21 protein-coding genes are annotated in these 20,646 nt (G+C 66.2%); 11 read left to right on the top strand and 10 right to left on the bottom strand.

Annotation, left to right across the window (positions count from 1 at the left end; genetic code table 11):
* Nucleotides 1-15: 15 nt before the first annotated feature.
* Together J3S28_RS00105 and J3S28_RS00100 are read right to left on the bottom strand one after the other, a co-directional pair.
* The gene (locus J3S28_RS00105) at nucleotides 16-504 is read right to left on the bottom strand and encodes a nuclear transport factor 2 family protein (protein ID WP_207835418.1); all 489 of its coding nucleotides are present in this window, start codon (nucleotides 502-504) and stop codon (nucleotides 16-18) included.
* Nucleotides 505-534: 30 nt separating this feature from the next.
* Complete coding sequence (locus J3S28_RS00100; RefSeq protein WP_207835417.1) at nucleotides 535-1,968, bottom strand: aldehyde dehydrogenase family protein; 1,434 nt, start codon at nucleotides 1,966-1,968, stop codon at nucleotides 535-537.
* Between the two features lie 283 nt (nucleotides 1,969-2,251).
* Between J3S28_RS00100 and J3S28_RS00095 the strand changes: the two genes are divergently transcribed.
* Genes J3S28_RS00095 through J3S28_RS00085 form a run of 3 tightly spaced genes read left to right on the top strand, consistent with a single transcriptional unit; the run spans nucleotide 2,252 to nucleotide 6,488 of the window.
* Nucleotides 2,252-2,878 carry a hypothetical protein gene (locus tag J3S28_RS00095; protein WP_207835414.1) on the top strand — a complete coding sequence of 209 codons (627 nt, stop codon included), beginning with the start codon at nucleotides 2,252-2,254 and terminating at the stop codon, nucleotides 2,876-2,878.
* Complete coding sequence (locus tag J3S28_RS00090) at nucleotides 2,875-5,421, top strand: putative PEP-binding protein (RefSeq protein WP_207835412.1); 2,547 nt, start codon at nucleotides 2,875-2,877, stop codon at nucleotides 5,419-5,421. Before J3S28_RS00095 ends, J3S28_RS00090 begins: the two co-directional genes overlap by 4 nt.
* Entirely contained in the window at nucleotides 5,418-6,488 is a 1,071-nt protein-coding gene (locus J3S28_RS00085) for an acyl-CoA dehydrogenase family protein (protein WP_207835410.1), read from the top strand. Before J3S28_RS00090 ends, J3S28_RS00085 begins: the two co-directional genes overlap by 4 nt.
* An 8-nt stretch (nucleotides 6,489-6,496) precedes the next feature.
* Here J3S28_RS00085 and J3S28_RS00080 read toward each other — a convergent pair whose 3' ends face one another.
* Genes J3S28_RS00080 through J3S28_RS00055 form a run of 6 tightly spaced genes read right to left on the bottom strand, consistent with a single transcriptional unit; the run spans nucleotide 6,497 to nucleotide 12,799 of the window.
* On the bottom strand, nucleotides 6,497-7,747 hold the full coding sequence (locus tag J3S28_RS00080) for an acyl-CoA dehydrogenase family protein (RefSeq protein ID WP_207835399.1): 1,251 nt from the start codon (nucleotides 7,745-7,747) through the stop codon (nucleotides 6,497-6,499).
* Between the two features lie 16 nt (nucleotides 7,748-7,763).
* On the bottom strand, nucleotides 7,764-8,915 hold the full coding sequence (locus J3S28_RS00075) for a thiolase family protein (protein ID WP_207835389.1): 1,152 nt from the start codon (nucleotides 8,913-8,915) through the stop codon (nucleotides 7,764-7,766).
* Nucleotides 8,912-9,313, bottom strand: coding sequence for a Zn-ribbon domain-containing OB-fold protein (locus J3S28_RS00070; RefSeq protein ID WP_207835386.1), 402 nt, complete (start codon nucleotides 9,311-9,313; stop codon nucleotides 8,912-8,914). The genes J3S28_RS00075 and J3S28_RS00070 overlap by 4 nt, the downstream gene beginning before the upstream one ends.
* 7 nt (nucleotides 9,314-9,320) lie before the next feature.
* Nucleotides 9,321-10,721, bottom strand: a complete 1,401-nt coding sequence (locus J3S28_RS00065) for a dihydrolipoamide acetyltransferase family protein (protein ID WP_207835365.1) — start codon at nucleotides 10,719-10,721, stop codon at nucleotides 9,321-9,323.
* Between the two features lie 2 nt (nucleotides 10,722-10,723).
* Nucleotides 10,724-11,749: an alpha-ketoacid dehydrogenase subunit beta gene (locus J3S28_RS00060; RefSeq protein WP_207835363.1), complete on the bottom strand. Its 1,026-nt coding sequence runs from the start codon at nucleotides 11,747-11,749 to the stop codon at nucleotides 10,724-10,726.
* 21 nt (nucleotides 11,750-11,770) lie between these two features.
* Nucleotides 11,771-12,799, bottom strand: coding sequence for a thiamine pyrophosphate-dependent dehydrogenase E1 component subunit alpha (locus J3S28_RS00055; protein WP_307796692.1), 1,029 nt, complete (start codon nucleotides 12,797-12,799; stop codon nucleotides 11,771-11,773).
* A gap of 215 nt (nucleotides 12,800-13,014) precedes the next feature.
* Between J3S28_RS00055 and J3S28_RS00050 the strand changes: the two genes are divergently transcribed.
* Genes J3S28_RS00050 through J3S28_RS00040 form a run of 3 tightly spaced genes read left to right on the top strand, consistent with a single transcriptional unit; the run spans nucleotide 13,015 to nucleotide 15,808 of the window.
* Nucleotides 13,015-14,559: an AMP-binding protein gene (locus J3S28_RS00050; RefSeq protein ID WP_207835361.1), complete on the top strand. Its 1,545-nt coding sequence runs from the start codon at nucleotides 13,015-13,017 to the stop codon at nucleotides 14,557-14,559.
* A 26-nt stretch (nucleotides 14,560-14,585) separates the two neighbouring features.
* Complete coding sequence (locus tag J3S28_RS00045; RefSeq protein ID WP_207835359.1) at nucleotides 14,586-15,185, top strand: histidine phosphatase family protein; 600 nt, start codon at nucleotides 14,586-14,588, stop codon at nucleotides 15,183-15,185.
* Nucleotides 15,182-15,808 carry a histidine phosphatase family protein gene (locus tag J3S28_RS00040; protein ID WP_207835357.1) on the top strand — a complete coding sequence of 209 codons (627 nt, stop codon included), beginning with the start codon at nucleotides 15,182-15,184 and terminating at the stop codon, nucleotides 15,806-15,808. Before J3S28_RS00045 ends, J3S28_RS00040 begins: the two co-directional genes overlap by 4 nt.
* 4 nt (nucleotides 15,809-15,812) lie before the next feature.
* Here the strand turns inward: J3S28_RS00040 and J3S28_RS00035 are convergent, their stop codons facing one another.
* Together J3S28_RS00035 and J3S28_RS00030 are read right to left on the bottom strand one after the other, a co-directional pair.
* Nucleotides 15,813-16,436, bottom strand: a complete 624-nt coding sequence (locus J3S28_RS00035) for an ANTAR domain-containing protein (protein WP_207835354.1) — start codon at nucleotides 16,434-16,436, stop codon at nucleotides 15,813-15,815.
* A gap of 170 nt (nucleotides 16,437-16,606) precedes the next feature.
* Nucleotides 16,607-17,371 carry a GAF and ANTAR domain-containing protein gene (locus tag J3S28_RS00030; RefSeq protein ID WP_207835352.1) on the bottom strand — a complete coding sequence of 255 codons (765 nt, stop codon included), beginning with the start codon at nucleotides 17,369-17,371 and terminating at the stop codon, nucleotides 16,607-16,609.
* A gap of 344 nt (nucleotides 17,372-17,715) precedes the next feature.
* Here J3S28_RS00030 and J3S28_RS00025 point away from each other — a divergent pair, with 344 nt between their 5' ends.
* The 5 genes from J3S28_RS00025 to J3S28_RS00005 form a co-directional block, all read left to right on the top strand.
* Entirely contained in the window at nucleotides 17,716-18,447 is a 732-nt protein-coding gene (locus tag J3S28_RS00025) for an ANTAR domain-containing protein (protein ID WP_207835350.1), read from the top strand.
* Between the two features lie 146 nt (nucleotides 18,448-18,593).
* On the top strand, nucleotides 18,594-19,094 hold the full coding sequence (locus J3S28_RS00020; protein ID WP_207835348.1) for an STAS domain-containing protein: 501 nt from the start codon (nucleotides 18,594-18,596) through the stop codon (nucleotides 19,092-19,094).
* Between the two features lie 24 nt (nucleotides 19,095-19,118).
* Nucleotides 19,119-19,274, top strand: coding sequence for a hypothetical protein (locus J3S28_RS00015; protein ID WP_207835345.1), 156 nt, complete (start codon nucleotides 19,119-19,121; stop codon nucleotides 19,272-19,274).
* Between the two features lie 86 nt (nucleotides 19,275-19,360).
* Entirely contained in the window at nucleotides 19,361-20,131 is a 771-nt protein-coding gene (locus J3S28_RS00010) for an SDR family oxidoreductase (protein WP_207835343.1), read from the top strand.
* 51 nt (nucleotides 20,132-20,182) lie between these two features.
* Nucleotides 20,183-20,646: DUF222 domain-containing protein (locus J3S28_RS00005; RefSeq protein ID WP_207835341.1), on the top strand; the 464-nt coding region annotated here is incomplete at its 3' end.

Below are 20,646 nucleotides of genomic sequence, written 5' to 3'. Positions count from 1 at the left end.
ATGAGCGCCGGAGCCTCAGGCGTCCGCGAGCAGTGCTGCCGCGCGTTCGCGCGCCATGGTCAGGACCGCAGGGTTGCCGGAGTTCCACAGCACGGTCAGCTGCTTCTTGCAGATCTTCCACTCACCATCCGAGTGCACAACGGAATCGGTGTAGTACCCGCCGATGGTGAACATCGCGTCACCTGCCGTGTTCGGGAGTACGTGTTCGGCGCGGACATACGAGATCACCGTGCCGCGATCACCCTCGACCGTGATGTGCAGATTCGACAGGAAGTGCTGTGACGCCGTCAGCCCCGGGAACAGCATCCGCCCGCGTTGCACCCAGTCCTCGGCGCGGAAGATCCCGCCGTTGCCGGCCCGATAGCTGGTGTAGTCGATCTCGATCTCGTCGGTGAACACCGACCGGTACATGTCCCAGTCCCGCAGGTCGATACCGCGCGAGAAGCGCGACATCAGGTTGGTGATCTCCCTGTGCGCGGTGTTCAGTTCTGCTTCCGTGGCCATGTCGGATCGCTTTCGTCGTTGTGGGGCGGGTCAGGCGGGTAGTTGAAGGGAGATCTTCTCGAAGTACTCGTCCAAACCGTCCGGGCCGAGTTCACGGCCGATTCCCGACTTCTTCATGCCACCGAAGGGCGCCATCGCATTGAACCGGCCGCCGTTGATCGACACCTGACCGGTCCGCAGTCGGCGCGCGATCGCGATCGCGCCGTCGTCATCGGCCGCGAAGACGCCGCCGGAGAGTCCGTAGTCTGAGTCGTTGGCGATGTCGATCGCCTCGTCGATGTCGTCGTAGGTGAGAACTGTGAGCACCGGCCCGAACACCTCGTCGCGGGCGATGGCCGAGTTGTTGTCGACGCGGCTCACGACCGTCGGACGGACGAAGAAACCTGACCGGAGCCGTTCGTCGAGATCACTGACCTCACCCGGCCCGCCGACCAGGAAGACTGCGTCGGCGGGGACTTCCGAGAGCATGTCGAGGACCGTCTGCTGTTGCTCACGAGACGCCATCGGTCCGATGTCGATCGCCTCGTCCAATGGATCACCGACGCGCTGGCCCCCCACGAGTTCGACCAGCTTGGCCTCGACCTGCTCGAGCCTGCCGACCGGTACCAGCAACCGCGTGGTGGCGGCGCAGGTCTGTCCGTTGTTGACGTAACAACCTCGTACGGCGGCTGTGACCGCCGCATCCACGTCGGCGTCCGGCGCAACGATGAACGCCGACTTACCGCCGAGCTCGAGGGTTACTTTCTTGATGCCCGCTGCAGCTACCTGGCCGACTCTCGCGCCGGCAGAGGTCGATCCGGTGAGACTGACGAGATCGACGTCGGGATGACCCGCGAGACGCTCGCCGACCCGGCCACCCGCGCCGGTCACGATGTTGAGGACCCCCGGCGGCAACCCGGCCTCTTCGGCGATCTCAGCGACGACGAACGCCGCGAGGGGCGCCACGCTGCTCGGTTTGACCACGGTCGTGCATCCTGCGGCAATCGCCGGCGCGACCTTCGCGGCGAGTTGATAGAGCGGGTAGTTCCAGGGCGTGATCGCACCGACCACACCCACTCCGACCTTGAGGATCAGTGAGTTCCCTCGCCGCTCCTCCAGGGGAGTGGTCTCCAGGATGTCGGCCATCGACCGGAAGATGGTCACTCCCAACCCCACCTGGACCGTGCGCGAACGAGCGATCGGTGTGCCCACTTCGCGGGCCATCATCTCGGCGAGTTCGGTCTCCCGTTCGAGAAGACCGTCGGCGATCCGCCGCAGCACGGTGATCCGATCGGCGACGGCGGACTGCGACCATTCACCGAACGCAGCTCTGGCCGCGGCGACCGCGTCGTCGACGTCGCTCTCGGTGCCCGCCGGGACGCGGGCCATCAGCTCTCCGGTGGCGGCCTCCAGGACGTCGATCGTGGCGTCACCTGCGGAGGGAACCCACTTACCGCCGATGTAGAGCTCGTTCCGGTCTTCCATTGCCCGCGCCTCACTGTTGTCTGTCGTCTGGTCGGGGTATGCCCATGACGTCACCTCAGCTCAGCCGAGTGGTCGTCGTCACATGTAGCGTATCCGACTTTGAGGAGGCACTGTCAAGTAACTGGCTGAGGATAATTCTGTACATAGTTTGCGGCTCTTTCTTGACATCCACTACTATTTGGGTAGGTTATGAGCACCGTCACAGTCCCGGCCGAGGTGGTGCATCAGTCACCTCCGACGCACTCCCCGATCCCGGGGACCCGAGAACCATTCGAGGAGCACCATGAACGACCTCGCGATCAACACGTCCACATCGGCCACCGCATCGAGCGAACTGGTCGGTCTCGTGGTCAAAGGGATGTTCCGCGGCCCGGTCTCACCCGAGCTGCAGATGGTGATCGACGCCGGGGACGCGGTCGCCAAGGGCCCGATGGTGATGCCGACCCCCGCCGGGATCAGCGCGGCCGGCGCACTCGTCCGATTGCCGGAGGGCAGCGACGAAGAGAAAGTCGTCAACGATTTCCTGCACGCGTTCCTTCCTGTCAACCGACGCCTGCGTGAGCTGTGCACCGCGTGGCAGTGCCGGCCGGACGGCTCTGTCAACGATCACTCGGACGCGCAATACGACGCCCGGATCCGCGACCAGCTCGACGACATCCACACCGACGTGTCGAAGATGCTCCGGCGGGCAGGTAAGCAATCCTCAGCCCTCCTCGGCTACCGGGATCAGCTCGCGCTCGCCCTCGAGCGTTTCGACAGCGGCGACACCGCATCCCTCACCTCGCCGCTGACGGACGGCTACCACACCGTCTGGATGTGGCTGCACCAGCACGTGCTGATGATGCTGGGCGTGACGCGCGCCGAAGACGAAGCCCTCGAAGAGAAGCTCGTCACTGGCAGCGCGGAATGACTCTGTCCGACAACTCTGTTCACTCTTTCACTCGCGCAGCGGTCCCCTACGGACAGGGGCGCGCCCGTGGACTCGGCGCCGATGTGCTCGGAGTTCACGGCGTCGAGATGGACAACCTGGTCGCACTCGGCCTCCCGGTGGTCCCGGGCCTGACCGTTCCGATCGGATCCGGCAGCGGCCTCGAGAATCGGGAGACCGCGAACATCGCCATCGACCTGGTGGAGAAGCTCGCCGTCCGCGGGATCTGGCCTGCCACCCGTACCGAGCGGCGTCCGATGCTGATGCACCTCCGCTGCAGCGCACCGGTTCCGGTGTCCGCCCTGCCGCCCGCGATCTCGGTCATCGGTTTGTCGAACCGCAACATCGACGCCTTGGTCGAAGTCATCGGCCGCGACCGCGACATCTATGACTCCTGGGCCGCGAATCTGCGCTTCGTCGCCGAAGGCGCACTGGACGTCGACGTGGATGATCTCGACGATCTCGACGACGACCACCCCGACAGCCGCGCCCGGGTCCCGGCCCTCCTGCAACTCATCGAAGAGACCACAGGCGCTCCCTACCCAGCCGACCCGGCCGAGCAACTCGGACTCGCGGCGAAGGCGATGCTCGCCCGCTGGGCCTCCCCGCGCGGCCAGCGCGCCCGCAAAGCGCTGTCACTCCCCGACGATCTCGGTATCGCGCTCCACGTCCGTGCTCTGCGGCTGGGGTCGTGGAACGAGTCGGGTTACGGGTCGGCGATCAGCCGCGACCTGGAGACCGGGAAATACGCGCCGCATGGCGTCTTCCATCTCGGCGTCCGGCGGACCGATCCCAATCCCGGACCCGGCGAGCCTCTCGGCCAGGTCCCCGGCGGTGTCTCGATCCTCGATCAGATTTTTGCGACCCTCGAACCTCACCTGCGTGGTGTCGCAGAAGTCGAGTTCGAGGTCCGCGACCGGCAACTCGCCCTCCTCAGCGCGGGTGCCCGCGAACATCCCGGACCCCGTGCCGTCACCAACCTGGCCGTCGATCTGGCGAACAACCACTCGATCGAGCGCAGTGAAGCCGTACGGATGCTCGAACCGGACCTCATGCAGGACCTGCTCCATGCCCAGCTCAAGCTCAGCGGCAACGAGCAACTCCTCGCCCAGGGCCTGCCGGCATCTCCCGGTGCCGCGATCGGTGAGATCGCTCTGTCGAGTGAACGCGCCCTCCAGTTGGCCGCGCAGGGCAAAGACGTCATCCTCGTCGCATCCGAGACCAGTCCTGCCGATGTACCCGCCTTGCTCGCCGCGACCGCAGTCGTCACCTCCAACGGCGGCCTCGCCTCCCACGCCGCCGTCGTAGCGCGCGGCGCGGGACGGCCGGCAGTCTGCGGTGCCACCTCGTTGCGCATCGACCTGACCGCACACACCGTGACCGCGAACGGCGTCACCATGTCCGAGGGCGACGTCGTCTCTGTCAACGGACGGACCGGCGACATCTACACCGGAGCCGTGACGATCCGTCCTGCGGAACCGTCTCCCGAACTCGAGATCCTGCTCGGCTGGGCCGACGAGATCCGTGAACTCGGGATCCGCACCAACGCCGACAACGCTGAAGACGCCGCCACCGCATTCCGGCTCGGAGCCGAGGGAATCGGATTGTGCCGCACCGAACATCAGTTCATGGGCGACCAGCTGCCGTTGGTGCAGCGTCTCGTTCTCGCCGAGAGCGAGGCCGAGGAGATCGAGGCCATCGCAGCCCTGACCACCGCGCAACAGTCGGACTTCACCGATCTCTTGCGCGTGGTCGGCAATCGCCCCATCACCGTGCGACTACTCGACGCCCCGCTGCACGAGTTCTTGCCGGCCGACGGCCAGTACCGCGATGCCGCCCAGGCCGAAAGGGCTGCGGAGACACACGAATCCAACCCGATGCTGGGCCTGCGCGGCGTCCGCTTCGCGATGGTCCAGCAACGGCTGTATCCGGCGCAGGCCGAAGCTCTGTTCCGCGCCTGGGTGACTGTCAACGCCGAGGGGATCTCGCCGATACTCGAGGTCATGATTCCCCTGGTCTCGCTTCCCGGTGAACTCAGCAAGGCCATCACACAGGTGGACAGCGCAGCCGCGACCGTGGCCGCGGACACCGGCGTCAAGGTGCCCTACCTGGTGGGCAGCATGGTCGAGACCCCACGCGCCGCCCTGCTCGCCGCGTCACTGACCGCCGACGCGGAGTTCCTGTCGTTCGGAACCAATGATCTGACCCAGTTGACCTACGGTTTCTCGCGCGACGACGTCGAAAAGACCATGCTTGCCCACTATCTCGACCACGGGTTGCTCACCGACAGCCCGTTCGCCGTCCTCGACCCCGACGGCGTCGGTGCGCTGGTCGCCATGGCAGCAGAGCGGGCCCACGAGGCCAGGCCGAGCGTGAAGCTCGGGGTCTGCGGTGAACACGGCGGCGACCCGGCGTCGATCTCGTTCCTCAACTCCATCGGCCTCGACTACGTCTCGTGTTCGCCGCGTCGGGTTCCCGTCGCACGTCTTGCCGCCGCACACGCAACCCTCGAAAGTGGTCGATGAGTACTGAACTGGACGACCTGCGGGCCGCGGTCCGTTCTGCAGCGGCCGATCTCGGAGGCCCGGACCTGTGCCGTTCGCTGGATACCTCCGGCCCGGGTTGGGATTCTATGGCCTGGTCTGTCTTGGCCGAACAGATCGGCGTCGGCGCGCTGGGTCTCCCCGAATCCTGCGGTGGACTCGGTGGATTGGCCGAACTTGCTGTGGTCGCCGAGGAGCTCGGCGCCGCGCTGCTGCCCGTGCCGTTCCTGTCGACCGTCGTCGCGGGGCAGGTACTCGTCAACGCCGGCGGTGCAGACGACGCTCTCTCCGAGATCGCCGAGGGAGCCCCCGCAGCGTTCGCAGGACTCAATCGGCAGGGGTGGTGGACGCCAGACGATCTGGTGTTCGCCGCGGCCGACCACGGCGGCTCCTTGACCCTCACCGGTCACGCGCCCGCCGTTCTCGGCGCCGCAGGTGCGCGATGGCTGGTGGTCACCGCTGAAACCCCGGAGGGTCCCGATGTGTTCATCGTCGAGTCGGCAGCGCCGGGTGTAGCCGTCGTTCCGCTCGAGACTCTGGATCTGTCCCGCGCCCAGGCGGCGATCACACTCACCGACGTCTCCGGGTCGCGTCTGACCACCGGTGGAACTGCCACTGCAGCAGTACTTCCCGCACTCGATGTCGCCTGCATCGTCCTCGCCGCGGAACAGCTCGGCGGGGCACAGGCCAGTCTCGACCGGACGGTCGAGTACGTGAGAGAACGCCGGCAGTTCGGTCGCGAGATCGGCAGCTTCCAGGCCGTCAAGCACACCCTCGCCGACCTGCTGGTGCTCGTCGAGGCGAGCAGATCAGCGGTCACCCGGGCGGTGGAGGCCGACGATCTCGTGGAGGCAGGTGCGCTCGCTCAGGCCTGGTGCAGCGATGCCTACCGGACTGTCAGCGCCGAGGCCGTGCAACTCCATGGTGGTATCGGGTTCACCTGGGAACACCACTGCCACCTGTACTTCCGCCGTGCCCGCGCCGACGCCCAGCTCTTCGGCGGAACCGCGCTCCATCGCGAACGTCTCGCTGCCACCCTCGCCTGGTAAACCCCGGGTCAGCGCTTGTCGCGCTGCGACCACGGCTGATCGCGGTCTTCGCGAGGCTCCGGCGGAAGGCCGAGCACCCGCTCGCCGATGATGTTGCGCTGGATCTGGTCAGTTCCACCTGCCAGTCGATAGCCGGGGCTGCCCAGCAGGTGTTCGGTCCAGGCGAACTGGTCCGCGTCGACAGCGGCGGTGATGTTGTTGCCCAGCAGATCTGCCGCGATCTCCCCGATCTTGCCCAAGACGTCGGAGGCCATCAGTTTGCCGACCGACGCCGCGGGCCCTGGCGAGATCCCTGCCGCAGCAGCGCGGGCGACGCGATCGGCGGTGGCGGCACGGAGTTCGGAGCGGATGTAGACATCGGCGAGGTCTTGACGAACCAGCGGATCGTCGGCGACGCCCAGGGACTGCGCCAACGCGACCAGTTCGGCGACTGAGCCACCCTTCTTCCGGGTGACCGAACCGGACGCGGTCCGCTCGAACGCCAACGTGGCACCGGCGACTTTCCAGCCCTGTCCCACCTCACCGAGCCGCATGCTGTCCGGGACGCGCACGTCGTGGAGGAACACCTCGTTGAACGATGCGCCCCCGCTCATCTGGCGGATGGGTCTGATCTCGACGCCCTCGGCGTCGAGCGGGATCAGAAACGCGGTGATGCCCTTGTGCTTGGGCACATCCGGGTCGGTGCGGGCCAGCAACATGCCGAGATCAGCGAACCGAGCCCCCGACGACCACACCTTCTGTCCGTTGAACACCCACTCGTCGCCCTGACGGACGCCGCGGCAGCTGAGGGCCGCCAGATCGGATCCCGCTCCGGGCTCGCTGAAGAGCTGGCAGGCCAGCAGGTCGGTACGCAGCAACGGGTTCGCGTAGGCAGCGCGCTGGTCATCGGAACCGAACATCGCGACGGCGGGGCCGACCAGACCCGTGGTGACGCTGATCAATTCGGTAGAGGGTGGCACATCGAAGTCGCGCTCGGCCTGGGCGATCGCGGACGCGAACGAGGCCGGTAGCCCCCGTCCGCCGTGTTCTACCGACAACGTCACCGCACCATAGCCGGCGTCGAAGCGCTGCCTGCGATAGTCACGAACCGCGTTCAGCAACGACAGCTCGTCGTCATCCGACAGGTTCCGAAAGACCGCGAGGTCGGCCCGGTCGTCCGGCGACGGAGCCGGTCGAGGCGCCAGGATACTGGCCAGCCACGTTCGCACTTCTTCTTGAAAAGTGGCCAATTCGGGAACCACACCGAGTGTTCGAGTCACGACATGCCTTTCATTCTCAGACCGTCAGCACCGTGCACGCCGAGAGCCCGGGAGCGCCATAAACGTGGGTGAACCCGACCCGTGGGCCACCCGGTACCTGGTTGCCTTCGGCCCGGCCCTGCAGTTGCCGGACCACTTCGTGGACCTGTCGCAGACCGGAGGCGCCGATCGGCTCACCGCCGGCCAGGCAACCGCCATCGGTGTTGATGGGCAGGTCGCCGTCGAAACGGGTTGCCCCGCTGTCGAGGAGCTTGCCCTGGTCGCCGTGGGCGCACAGCCCGGTCTCGGCCATGTGGATGATCTCGGATCCCGAGTCGGTGTCCTGGAGCTGGGCGACCTTGACGTCTGACGGGCTCACACCCGCACTCGCGAAAGCTGCTGCAGCGGCGTCGATGCTCGGACTGTGCACCGGTTCGGTGTGGAGCCAGGGTGAGAAAACCTCGAACGACCCGAAACGGCGGGTCCGCACCTCGACGGCAGCAAGGCGAATCGGCTTGTCGCACAGATCATGCGCGCGGTCTCCGCGGGCCAGGATCAGGCCGACGCCGCCCTCTCCGGGTGAGCAGAACATGTACTGGGTGAGCGGGTCATTGACAGGCGCGGAGTCGAGGACCTGCTGCGCGGTCAGAGGTTTTCGGCGCCAGGCCTTCGGATGCGCGGCACCGTTCGCAAAGGCGCGTTCAGAGACCGCCGCGAGGGCATGCTCGTCGAGTCCGTGCTCGTGGAAGTACCGACGCGTCTTCATCGCGAAGTACTGGGTGGTGACCATCATCCCGGTACGCGCGTACCACTGACCGAGTCCGTAGGCCGCCGGGTCGGAACCGAACGCCCCGCGCGGGTGCTTGTCGAAGCCCACGACCGCCACCACGTCTGCGCGGCGCGCAGCGAGCATGTCCGCGGCCGTCGACAGCGCGACTCCGCCGGTGGCACAGCCGTTCTTGACCGTGGTGAACGGGATACCGGTCAGGCCGAGCCGTGAGACCAGCGAGTCCGGTTTGCCGGACACATTGCTGCCACCGACCGCCGCGTCGACCTCGGCCCAGGTGATACCGGCATCTGCGAGCGCGGCGCGCAGCGCGTGCTCACCCATGTCCATGCCGGTGACCCCGTCATGCCGCCCGAAGGCGTGCATGCCGGCTCCGACGATGTAGATGTCCTCGTTGCTCACGACGCAACCCTTTCGGACGCGACCTTCTCGAACGCAAAGCTGAACTCGGCATCACTGACGGCGAGCAGACACAGTTCGACCTGGTCGCCGATCACGACCTCGCCGACAATTCTCGATTCGACCAGCACCGCGCCGAGGTCGACGTAACCGACGACAAACGGTTCGAATCCGGATGCAGGTGCCTCGAATGGTGGCTTCGGGGCGAACGATTGCCGCGTCCAGGTCCAGACCGTGCCACGACCGGGCAGCGCCTGCCGGACGACGTTGGCCCCGGCACAACCAGGACACCGGTCCGCAGCCGGAAAGACCACCACACCGCATTCGGCACAACCACTTCCGGACAACAGAGGCGGATCCAGTTGTGCGAACAAGGTTTCGTCGATGGCGATCGCATCCATGTCGTACCTACCCGGCCAACAGGCTCAGTGGTCGCGACAGCACGCCGCTGAGGGTGCGCAGGAACTCCGCGGCGGGTGCGCCGTCGACAGCCCGGTGGTCGAACGTCAGGCTCAGGGTCAGGACCTGGGTCTTCACCGGAGTCTCACCTTCCCAACGGAATCCGTCCTTGACGCGCCCGACGCCGAGGATCGCCACGTTGCCCGGGTTGATGACCGGCGTGAAGAAATCGACACCATAGGCACCGAGGGTGCTGACCGAGAACGTCGCGCCTTCCATGTCGGCGAGAGCCAGCTTGCCCGTCCGTGCGGCCGCCGCGAGTGCACCGGTGCGGCCGGCGATCTCGCCGACCGAGAGTGCGTCTGCACCCTTGACGACCGGGACGATGAGCCCACCCTCGACCGCCACGGCGACGCCGAGGTTGATCTCTTCGAAGAGGGTGATCTTGTCGTCGGCGATACCGGCGTTCAGCAGCGGATGCTGCTGCAGCGCAACAGCGACCGCCTTGACGATGAAGTCGTTGAGACTGGGCGCCTTCGCACCGGTGTCGGCGGACTCCGCCTTGAGCTGGGCACGTGCTGCGACCAGCGCGGTCACGTCCGCCTCGTAGCCGTGGGTGAGCTGCGCCATGGTCTGCAGGCTGTCGACCATGTTGCGGGCGATAGCTCCCCGCATGCCGGTCAACGGGATGACCTCGCCAGGCTGCGGTCCGGCGACAGGTGTCGTCTTCGGCGGCGCAACCGCTGCCGGAGCTGCCGTCGAGCCGGCCGCACCCTCGACATCGGCCTTGGTGATGCGTCCACCGATACCGGTGCCGACGAGTTGCGACAGGTCTACGCCGAGTTCTGCGGCCCGACGCCGGACCAGTGGTCCGACGAACTGGCCTGCGGAGTCGCCGGCGGGCTGAGCTGTCGCGGCAACAGGTTCCGCTGCCGGCGCTGCTGCGATGAACTCTTCGACGTCTTCGGAGACGATGCGGCCGCCGGGTCCGGTGCCACGGACGGTCGCGAGATCGACGTTCGATGCCGCTGCCACGCGACGGGCGTTCGGCGACGACTTGATGCGGGAACCGTCTCCGGCGACCACGGCAACAGCGGGTGCGGCGACTTCTTCCGCCTCGGGAGCGACCACGTCGTCGGCGACCGCGGCCGCGACGCCGTCCGGCGCCTGCTCACCCTCACCGAGCAACCAGCCGATCACCGCTCCGACCGGCAGGACATCGCCGGCTTTCGCGTTGAGTGCCAGGATTCCTTCACCTTCGGCTTCCACGTCGACCTCGACCTTGTCGGTCTCGAGTCGCAGGAGCACGTCGCCCATACCGATGTGCTGGCCGGAAGCGGCCAGCCATTCGCCGATGACGCCCTCCTGCATCGTCAGCCCCAACTTCGGCAGCACGATCTGCTGAGCCACGATCAGTTCCTTTCGAGCAGGCGGCGCGCTCCGGCGACGATGCGATCGGCGTCCGGCACGTAGGCCTTCTCGAGCGGTGTGCTGAACGGCACGGGCGTGAACGGGGCACCGATGCGCAGGACCGGGGCGTCGAGGTAGTCGAACGCCTCTTCCTGGATCTGTGCAGCCACCTCGGCACCGATGCCGCCGAAGGTCACGGCCTCGTGAACCACGAGGATGCGATTCGTCTTGGACGCGGACTTCACGATCGCGGCGGTGTCGAGCGGCTGGACCGAGCGCGGGTCGACGACCTCGACCGATACGCCGGACTCGGCCAGGATGTCGGCGGCCTTCAGCGCTTCGACCACCATGCGGCCGAACGCCACGATGGTGACGTCGTCGCCTTCGCGGGGAATCGCGGCCTGTCCGAGCGGGATCTCGTAGACCTCTTCGGGCACCTCACCGCGGGCACCGAGCAGCACCTTGTTCAGCATGAAGATGACGGGGTTGTCGTCGCGCACGGCGGCGACCATCAGACCCTTGGCATCGTGAGCGTTCGACGGCATGACGACCTTGAGGCCGGGTGTGTGGGCCAGCCAGGTCTCCAAGCTCTGCGAGTGCTGGGCGCCCGCGCTGACGCCGGCACCGTACGCAACGGCGATGACCATCGGGACCTTCACCTCGCCGCCGTACATGAACTTCATCTTGGCGGCCTGGTTCACCACCTGATCGAGCGCGACGGCCAGGAAATCCATGAACATGATGTCGACGACCGGGCGCAGGCCGCGCGCAGCAGCTCCGACACCGAGGCCGATCAGGCCCATCTCGGCGATCGGGGTGTCGACCATCCGGCGGGGCCCGAACTCGTCGAGGAGTCCGTCGTACATGTGGAACACGCCGCCGTAGCCGGCGACGTCCTCCCCGATGACGAAGACGTCGTCGTTCTCACGCATCGTCTGCGCGACGGCCTCGTTGTAGGCCTTGACGTAGGTGGTGACCCGGGCCGTGGCGGCCTCCGCGGGCACGGTCAATTCAGTTGCAGTAGACATTGATTCAGCCTTTCGGGAGGTTCAGTCGCTGTAGACGTTGAGGGCGAAGTCGGCCAGGTCGGGGAACGGGCTGTTCTCCGCGAAGGCGACGGATTCGGCGATGTCGGCGTCGACCTCGGCCCAGATGTTCGCGAACTCACCTTCGGTCACGAGGCCTTCGGACACGGCGCGCGCCTCGAGTAACTTGATGGCGTCCCGCTCCTTCCACGCCTCGACCTCTTCCTGGGTGCGGTAGGTCTTGCGCAGACCCTTCACACCCTGGTGGTCGTAGTAGCGGTAGGTCTTGGCCTCGACCAGGGTCGGGCCGCCACCGTTCCGGGCGCGCTCGACGGCCCGGCCCACCGCAGCACGCACCGCGATCGCGTCCATGCCGTCGCAGATCTCGCTCGGGAAGCCGTACGCAGGCGCACGATCGGCGACATTCTCGAGTTTCATGTGATCGCGCAGTGCGGTGAACTCGGCGTATCCGTTGTTCTCGCAGACGAATACGACCGGAAGATTGAGGATGCCTGCCATGTTGGCGGCCTCGTGGAAAGCGCCGATGTTGCTGGCGCCGTCACCGAAGAAGGGGATAGCGACGGTGTCCTCGCCGCGGTACTTGGCCGCGAACGCAGCACCGACGGCGATCGGGATACCGCCGCCCACAATGCCGTTCGCGCCGAGCATGCCAATCGAGAGGTCGTTGATGTGCATGGAGCCACCGCGACCCTTGCAGTATCCGTCGACGCGGCCGAACAGCTCGGCGAACATCTGCCGGAACTGGGCGCCCTTGGCCACGGCATGGCCGTGTCCGCGGTGGGTCGAGGAGATCTGATCGGTGTCGCGCAGGTTGCTCATCGCACCCGCGGCCACGGCCTCCTGGCCGACGTACAGGTGAAGGAAGCCCGGCAGTTTGCCGCCTTCCATGAGGCGGCCGGCCTCGGTCTCGAACTGTCGGATCCGCACCATGCGGCGATGAAGGTCCAAGACCACTTCGCGGCTCGGGGTCGGGTCGTTCGATCCGACGGGCTCGATGGCCTCACGGGTTGCGTCTGTCGCGGTCGAAGTCACCACGAGCACCTCTTCTCTGGTTTCCAACAGTGCAGCGACGAAGTTCGGGCTGACTTTGTTTACGTCTTCTACAGTATGGACCACAACTGTAGCCCAATGTAAGTAGAATCACTATAAAGTTACTAAGGTCTGAGGTCAGACTGCTTCTTACTTGACTTGGTGTCCAGTAAATCGCACGATAGGCCCGGACGTGGACCGTTTGAAGGAGAAAGTCGATGCTCGACCGAATCAGAGATCGGGCGGTGTCCGACCCCAGCGGGGTTGCACTGATCGACGACAACAGCTCGCTGACGTGGGCCGAGGCCGCGGACGCTCTCGATGCGCTCGGCGAACACCTCATCGCACTGGCCCCCGATCCCGACGAACGCGTCGCGGTGATCGGTGAGAACACCATCGAAACACTGCTCACCCATGCCGCAGCGATCGGTCGCGGTGTCGGGACGGTCGCGGTGTCCCGGCAGCTCAAGCCCGACGAGATGGCCGATCAGCTGCTCGATTCCGGAGCGGTTGCGGTGGTCACGGGCCCGCTGGGCCTCGCGTCCTCTGTGGCAGCCGCCCAGAAGACCGGCCTGCGAGCCGTGATCGTCCACAACGCGCAGGTGAGCGAGGAGACCGTGCCATGGCGGGAGGTCGTCACCCCGGCCGAGGGCGCAGTGTCCACCGGCCCCGCCGACCGGCCGGCCCGTCCCCCGCTCGTCTACACCTCCGGCACCACCGGTCGAGCCCGCGGCACGCAGGTGCGTTGGTTACCGGCTCCCGTCGACACCGCCCAGGAGTACGCCGATGCGGTGGCCGCTCGGTCGGGTTACCCGGCGGGCGTGCACCTGGTGGTCGGGCCCCTACAGCACAACGGCCCGCTCACCGCGATCCGGCACCTGCTGTCGGGTCGCCCGGTGGTCGTCATGGGCCGGTTCGACGCCGAACGCGCGTTGTCGCTGATCGAAACCCATCGGGTCACCTCCACTCTGATGGTCCCGACCCACTTCCAGCGTTTGCTGGCATTGCCCGCGGAGACCCGCGCCGCCTACGACGTGACGAGCCTCGAATGGGTTGCCCACACGGGGTCGGCCTGCCCGGCGGACGTCAAGCGCGCGATGATCGACTGGTTCGGACCGATCCTGGTCGAGTCCTATGGCGGCAGCGAGATCGGTTCGGTCTGCCGCATCGATTCAGTCGAGTGGCTCGCGCATCCACGTTCCGTCGGGCGCGCCACTGCGCCTTTCGAGGCCGTGGTCGTCGGCTCCGACGGGTCCGAACTCGGCCGCGGTGAAGTGGGGATCCTCGGATTCCGCACCCCGCCCGAGCGCAGCGTCGTCTACCACGCCGATCCCGAAAAGACTGCTGCCGCATACATCCTCCCCGGTGTCGCGACCCTCGGCGACGTCGGCTATGTCGACGAGGACGGCTACGTCTTCATCACTGATCGAGTTGCCGACATGGTGGTCTCGGGCGGCGTCAATCTGTATCCGGCCGAGAGCGAGCGAGTCCTGCTGACCCACCCCGCGGTCTCCGAGGTGGCGGTGATCGGGGTACCCGACGAGGACCTCGGCGAGTCCCTACTCGCGCTTGTCGTCGCCGAGCCCGGCTCGAACCTCGACATCGGGGAATTGAAGGCGTTCGCCAAGGAATCGATGGCGTCGTACAAGTGCCCCAAGAAGTACGTCGTCGTCGACGAACTCGCCCGTAACGTGATGGGCAAACTCGACAAGAAGGCATTGCGTGCTCCCTATTGGAGCAGCGATCGCACCATCGCCGGCTAGGTCGGCGAAACCACTGGAAGGCACTCATGATCGAGGTTTTGTTCGTTCGGCACGGCCAGCCCGTCTCGCGGGTGCGTAACCCTGTCCTGGCGCCCGAGGGGATCGCCGATGCCCGCAAGCTCGCCACCTGGCTGCGGCACGAGCAGATCGACGCGATCGTCGCGAGCCCCCTGGCCCGCGCGCTCCAGACTGCCGAGACCCTCGCAGAGGGCATGGGTCGCGGCGTCGACCTCGTCCTCGAAGACCTCCGTGAATGGGATGACGACATCAGCCCCGAGGACTACATGGCCCTCGAGGACATGGCGCCCGACGACGCCCGGCTGACGGCGGTGCGCGACGGCCGATTCGAGGAGTACGTCCCCGACCTGAACCTTCCGAAGTTCCGGGCCCGCGCACGTTCGGCCCTGGATCAGATCTTCGACCGGTACGAATCCGGTCGAGTGGTCGCCGTGGCCCACGGCGGCATCATCAACGCAGCCGTCGCCGATGTGCTGGAGATGCCGAAGACGTTCTGGCACAACCCCGCATACACCTCGGTAGCCCGGGTGCAGAAGCTTGATTCCGGGGTGGTGATCGTCGATTCGATCAACGACACCGCGCACCTGCGCGGCACGGTGGCGGCATGACACAGGTGGTCGACGCAGCTGCAGGCGTCGCCGACACCCTGGCGAACGCCAGTAGGGTGATCCTGGTCAGACACGGACTCCCCGGCGATCTCGGCGTGGCTGATCCGGGACTCGGAGACGAGGGCATCGGCCAGGCCAAGCGACTGGGCGACTGGCTGCGTACCGAGCCGGTGGCGCAGGTTGTCTCCAGCCACTACACCCGCGCCCACCAAACCGCGCTGTTCGCGGCCGAGCCGCATGGCCTCGACGTCGTCGTCGACGAACGGCTGCGCGAGTGGGACAGCGACCGGACCACCTATTCCACACCGGAGGCCATCGCCGAGACACCGCGCGGAAAGGCCTTCGCCGAAGCACGATTCGACGACTTCATCCCGGACTACGACAAGGTCGAGCTCGCGGCACGGATGCGCGCTGCTGTGCTCGAGGCCGTGGGGCGGGCACCCGGGCAACTGACGGTCGTCGCATCCCACGGTGGCGCCATCAACACCCTGCTCACCGACATCCTGCACGCGCCGTCGCCGTTCTTCTTCAACCCCGGTTACACGTCGATGAGCCGGATCGCCGTCATGCGCTCAGGCCGGTTCGTCATCGAATCGGTCAACGAAACAGCACATTTGCGCTGACAGATCACCTGGTGTCGGCCGCCGGCCCGGGTGGCTGTGCATTGACGTCGGCGACGATGCGGGCTGCGGCGGTGTACATCGTCACCTGGTCGCGGTCGGCCAGCTGGTGCAGGACGGCTCGGGCAGCAGCGATCGATCCTAATGCGTTGCTCTCGTACAGGATTCCGACGGCGTAGTCGATGACCGCACGCTCGTCCAACGACGACTCCGGGTCCGGGGGTGCACCGTGGAGGTGGTTGTCGACGTCGAGTGCGGCGAGGTCGATCCCGAGCAGATGCGCACTGTCGGCGGCAAAGTCGACCAGCGAGCCGGGTGTGGACGCACGGAGCAGCAGATGAGCTGTGGTCGTCGGGTCGAGCGTGGTGCCGGCGAGGGGGATGAGCAGCGATGATCCGGCGAGTGCCGAGGTGTCGGCGCGCGGGGGCGCGGTGAGGCTGAAGTCGAAGCCGTCCACGATCACGGTCAGAGACGCCGAGAGCAGTGAGGGCACCGCCCCGGTGAGGTGTTCGTGGACGGTGCTCAGGTGCTCGTCGAGATCGGTGGCAGGTTCGTCGAGCGCTGTGGTCAACGCGCGCAGCGCCGCATACAGGTTGGCCGGCGCGCGGTGATCGTCTGATGGTGAATCCACGGGGTACTCCGGGTGACCCGAGCAACCCATCATCGTGCCCGTGTCCGAACGCGTCAGACTGCGCGTGCGGAAGTGCGATGCCGGCGCGTGGGTCGGGTCCCATGGCCGGTGCGCATCGCAACCCTCACCCTACGCCCACAGGAGCTGGTGAAGAATTGCCTCGCTGCCCATCACTGCGGGGTGTGGGGGTGGCGGGCGCGGGCCCGTTTGCCTGCGTCGTCAACGATCGAGCGGGCGATGTCGTTGAGTTTGCGGTTTTCCTGCTGGCTGATGGTGCGCAGTGCGTTGAAGGCCTGCGCCGGGGTGTATCCGCTGCGGCTGATCAGAATTCCGATGGCCTGGTCGATGGCGGCGCGGTTGGTCAGTGCCTTCTCCAGGCGTTGCGACAGCAGGACCGCCGTGGCCAGAGCGCGGGCATTTTGCACCGAGACTGCGGCCGGCACGGCGAACAGTTCACCGAGTTCCGCTGCTCGTTCGTCAAAGGCGTCTTTGGCGTGCGCGTACACGTTCATCGCGCCGATGACCTCCTCACCGGTGATCAACGGCAGCGAGAGCACGCTGTGGACGCCAAGGCGTCCCACCCGAGGCCCGAACGCAGGCCACCGCGCCTCGCCGCCCAGCGAACCTGAGCGGACGGTGGAGCCGTTGGCGGCCGCGGAAATGCACGGGCCCTGACCGATGCTGTACTGGATATCATCTATCTCTCGGACAAACGGCGCGCTGGCCACGACGGTATCGGGCCGATCCTCATGCAAGAGTGTGACTCCGGCGCCGTCGGCGCCAGGAATGGCCTTGACCGCGAAATCGGCTACCGCAGTGAGAGCATCAGCCAGAGACAGCGATCCCGTGGCCAGCTGCGACAACCCGGCAAGCGCACTGTTCAAGTCTTCTTCATCATCGGGTGTCTGCGAGAAATCCGATTCGTGATCAGCCATTGGTGACACCCTTGTTCTGGTCCGCGGCGGCGCATGGGGAGAACGGCAACGCACGACCAGTGTAAGCGCAGCACCTCGCCGAGGTGTCCGATCCCCTGCCAGGGCTCCGGTCGAAGCGCCCCGACTGCAGGCGTCCTGGAGTACCGTCAGTCTCAGGGTTTGAACAACGAGCCCGTCTGTGGGAACGCCTCAGACACCGCATATGCGACGCCCGACAACTCGGTGGGCCTGCGCACCCCTGTGGCCATTGCAGTGGCCCCGCGCGGTCCGCGGGCACAAGGCCATCGCCATCCGTTTCACCCGCCCTGGGTTGTTCTCTGTCCCCGATGCGAAGGGCTCGAGCAATGAGCAGACACACCAGCAGTTGCGCGCAGATCGCTGCCGTGGCGCGAGATATCAGCACAGCACCGCCCGATACATCAGCTACGGCACTCGATCAGCTGCTGGCCCGATCCACACCGATCATCGCCGCGGCCGACTACGCCGCTGTGACCATCGTCGAACGCCGCGAACACACTGCCACCCCCGCAGCTACCCACGAGCACCCCCGGACTCTGGACGCAATCGCTCAAAAACAGTGCGAAGGGCCCGCTTTCGTCATCGCCGGCCACCTCGACACCTTTTACATTCCCGACCTGTACAGTGACTCGAGGTGGCCCGTGTTTCGCGCTGACGCCGCTGCGCAGACCCCGATCCGTTCGATTGCCGCCTTCGGGTTGTTCACCACCCGCGACAGCGTCGCCGCCTTGTCTCTCTACGCCGATTCCGCCGATGCTTTCGACGCCGACACCCTGGATCTTGGCGCCGTCCTTGCCGCTCAAGCCGCGATGGTGTGCAAAGCGATGCAACGCGCAGAACAGTTCCGATGCGCTCTGGCCCACCGCGACATCATCGGCCAAGCCAAAGGCATGCTCATGGAACGCTTCGATCTCGACGCCGAACACGCTTTTGCCCTCCTGCGAAAACTCTCTCAAGACACCAACATCCGGGTGTATGACGCCGCCAGCAAGCTCATCGAGATCGACCACCCCATCAGGTCCGGCCACATCCACGATGTACCCGGTCAGGCGCCATGATGTACACGCATTACGGAGAGAAGCGGTCGTTGTCCAGCACGACGATGGCGCCGGGGGTAAGGTGATATGCAGGGTTCGAACCTATAGCCCGTCTGCACGGGTTCCGTTCAGGCATCTGGTGCGATCAACTCTTCGGAGTACCCACCATGACCATCGAGCACGCTCCCTCGCCGCACACACGCGGTCCGATTGACTCGGGTGACACGCTGACCCGCCTCACCGACAGCACCGCACAGCGTCGCCGTGAAATCTCTGCAGCCGCAGCGTGGTTCCGACGTTCTGACCGGATTGTCTTGTCGACGGCCACTGCGCAATTCACGATCGGCACAGCGGTACACGACGGACTGACCGTCATCACCGCCGCCGGCGACATCGACATGCAGACCGTTCCCGTGCTGTCGCGTGAACTGGCCATGCTCGACCCCACAGCGATGCGGGTCATCATCGATCTCACTGCCGTGAGTTTTCTGTCATGTGCAGGGATGGCAGCGTTGCTGCATGCGCACGACGCCATCTCGCCCACCGGCCAGGTTGCCATCGTTGCCAGCCGCGCCGCCACCCGCATTCTTGCGCTGGCCGGCCTGACCGACACCTTGAATGTGCACGCCACCCTGCGCAGCGCAGTCGTGGCCCTCACCGGGCGATAACCACACGCCATCGAAAGATCCATCATGTCTTCACCGCACCAGCGGCATTCGCCTTTCGGGGTGGACGGGCACAACGCCCTGGCCCAACACACACCGCGCACCCTCACGATCACCACCGTCCGCACCCTCGCCGTCCTGGTCGTCGCAGCGGGTTTCCTCACCTATGCGCTGCTGACCTGATCTCCAAGCCCGTCACTGACGGCAGCGCACCGTGGACGGGCAGATCCCTGGACCACCAGCGCTCCACAAGTACAGAGAGTCCACTGATGCGCGCATTCGTTGCCACCGCGAACACCCTTCTCGGGACCCGCCTCATCACTGCACTGCTGCGATCGGGCCACGAGATTGTCGCCGGAGTACCCACTGCAGCAACACCTTCCGCGCTCGGCCAGCCCAACGCGCTACAGACCCGGCGTTTCGATCCCGCCGACCCCACCAGCATTGCCGACGCGGTCGATGGGACAGATCTGGCCTACTACCTGGTTGACCCTCTCGTCGACGATGACCGCACCGCACGCGCCTTAGGAGCGGCATGCGACCACGCAGGTCTTCGGCAACTCATCTATGTACCCGCCGGCGTCGCTGACGACACAGGCCACGGCGGTATCTCAAGCCCAGAGGTGCAGCGGATCCTCCTTGCCGCACGCACACCCACTCGAATCATGCACTCACCACCACCACTGTCGGCCACACCTACGACACCCACCGGGCTCGCACAGCACCTCATCGACCACCTACCCATCCGGCCCACACCGCGATGGATGGACACCCGCTCACAACCGTTGACGGAAGGAGACGTTCTCGCGGCGCTCATTGCTGCCGGCACCGGGGAACCGATCAACGACATCTACGAACTAGGCGGACCCGACCGGCTCACCTACCCCGACCTGATCGCTCCCATCATCGATGACACCGACGCCGTCCATCCGCCACCGCAAACCCGGTCCGGCGACCCTGCCCCACCCACCTGGACCAACCACGCCCCCTCACTGGCACCAGTGGTGACGCAGCGAGTCAACCGATCCCCCGAGCAGTAGGCCTGCGCACTGTCCTCGGCCTTGTCGTACCCCTCTGGCATAGTCGCTCATATGTTCGAGGGTGGGGATGTCGAAGTGCAGCGGGTGGCCGGTATCGGCCCCGCCAATTGGTTGCGGCCTAATGAATTGCTCCGTAACTGCGAGCAGTCGGTCGCCGCGCAAAGCTACTTCGAATGGGTCCGATACGACAGCGCAGCTCACCTGCACCGAATGGTCGTGGCACCCCTCGACGACACCCCGGCGACGCTGCGGGCGGTCGACCCGTTCGCGGTCTGCGCCGCGCAACTGGCCGCCGCACAGCAGATCACCCAGCAAGGGGCCGAGCACTACCTGACCCGAGCCCTGGCACTGCGCGACCGACTCCCCCACGTCAAGCAGCTGCTGAAGCAAGGACAGGTCGCCGCCCACCACATCGCCCAGATCGTCTCCCGCACCGATCTGATCGAAGGCTCCGAGCACATGGCCGACATCGACCGCGACATCGCTCAGCAACTACGCCGCCGAGGATCGTGGTC

It is taken from the genome of Williamsia soli, assembly GCF_017377795.1.
Taxonomy (GTDB): domain Bacteria; phylum Actinomycetota; class Actinomycetes; order Mycobacteriales; family Mycobacteriaceae; genus Williamsia; species Williamsia soli.
Note: the sequence above shows the minus strand (reverse complement) of the source record. Positions and strands in the feature narration are given on the sequence as shown.

Excerpts from the sequence above, each read along its gene's own strand:
- J3S28_RS00105 (WP_207835418.1), bottom strand. The coding sequence starts at position 504 with ATGGCCACGGAAGCAGAACTGAACACCGCGCACAGGGAGATCACCAAC.
- J3S28_RS00100 (WP_207835417.1), bottom strand. The coding sequence starts at position 1,968 with ATGGAAGACCGGAACGAGCTCTACATCGGCGGTAAGTGGGTTCCCTCC.
- J3S28_RS00095 (WP_207835414.1), top strand. The coding sequence starts at position 2,252 with ATGAACGACCTCGCGATCAACACGTCCACATCGGCCACCGCATCGAGC.
- J3S28_RS00090 (WP_207835412.1), top strand. The coding sequence starts at position 2,875 with ATGACTCTGTCCGACAACTCTGTTCACTCTTTCACTCGCGCAGCGGTC.
- J3S28_RS00085 (WP_207835410.1), top strand. The coding sequence starts at position 5,418 with ATGAGTACTGAACTGGACGACCTGCGGGCCGCGGTCCGTTCTGCAGCG.
- J3S28_RS00070 (WP_207835386.1), bottom strand. The coding sequence starts at position 9,313 with ATGGATGCGATCGCCATCGACGAAACCTTGTTCGCACAACTGGATCCG.
- J3S28_RS00060 (WP_207835363.1), bottom strand. The coding sequence starts at position 11,749 with ATGTCTACTGCAACTGAATTGACCGTGCCCGCGGAGGCCGCCACGGCC.
- J3S28_RS00050 (WP_207835361.1), top strand. The coding sequence starts at position 13,015 with ATGCTCGACCGAATCAGAGATCGGGCGGTGTCCGACCCCAGCGGGGTT.
- J3S28_RS00045 (WP_207835359.1), top strand. The coding sequence starts at position 14,586 with ATGATCGAGGTTTTGTTCGTTCGGCACGGCCAGCCCGTCTCGCGGGTG.
- J3S28_RS00040 (WP_207835357.1), top strand. The coding sequence starts at position 15,182 with ATGACACAGGTGGTCGACGCAGCTGCAGGCGTCGCCGACACCCTGGCG.
- J3S28_RS00030 (WP_207835352.1), bottom strand. The coding sequence starts at position 17,371 with ATGGCTGATCACGAATCGGATTTCTCGCAGACACCCGATGATGAAGAA.
- J3S28_RS00025 (WP_207835350.1), top strand. The coding sequence starts at position 17,716 with ATGAGCAGACACACCAGCAGTTGCGCGCAGATCGCTGCCGTGGCGCGA.
- J3S28_RS00020 (WP_207835348.1), top strand. The coding sequence starts at position 18,594 with ATGACCATCGAGCACGCTCCCTCGCCGCACACACGCGGTCCGATTGAC.
- J3S28_RS00015 (WP_207835345.1), top strand. The coding sequence starts at position 19,119 with ATGTCTTCACCGCACCAGCGGCATTCGCCTTTCGGGGTGGACGGGCAC.
- J3S28_RS00010 (WP_207835343.1), top strand. The coding sequence starts at position 19,361 with ATGCGCGCATTCGTTGCCACCGCGAACACCCTTCTCGGGACCCGCCTC.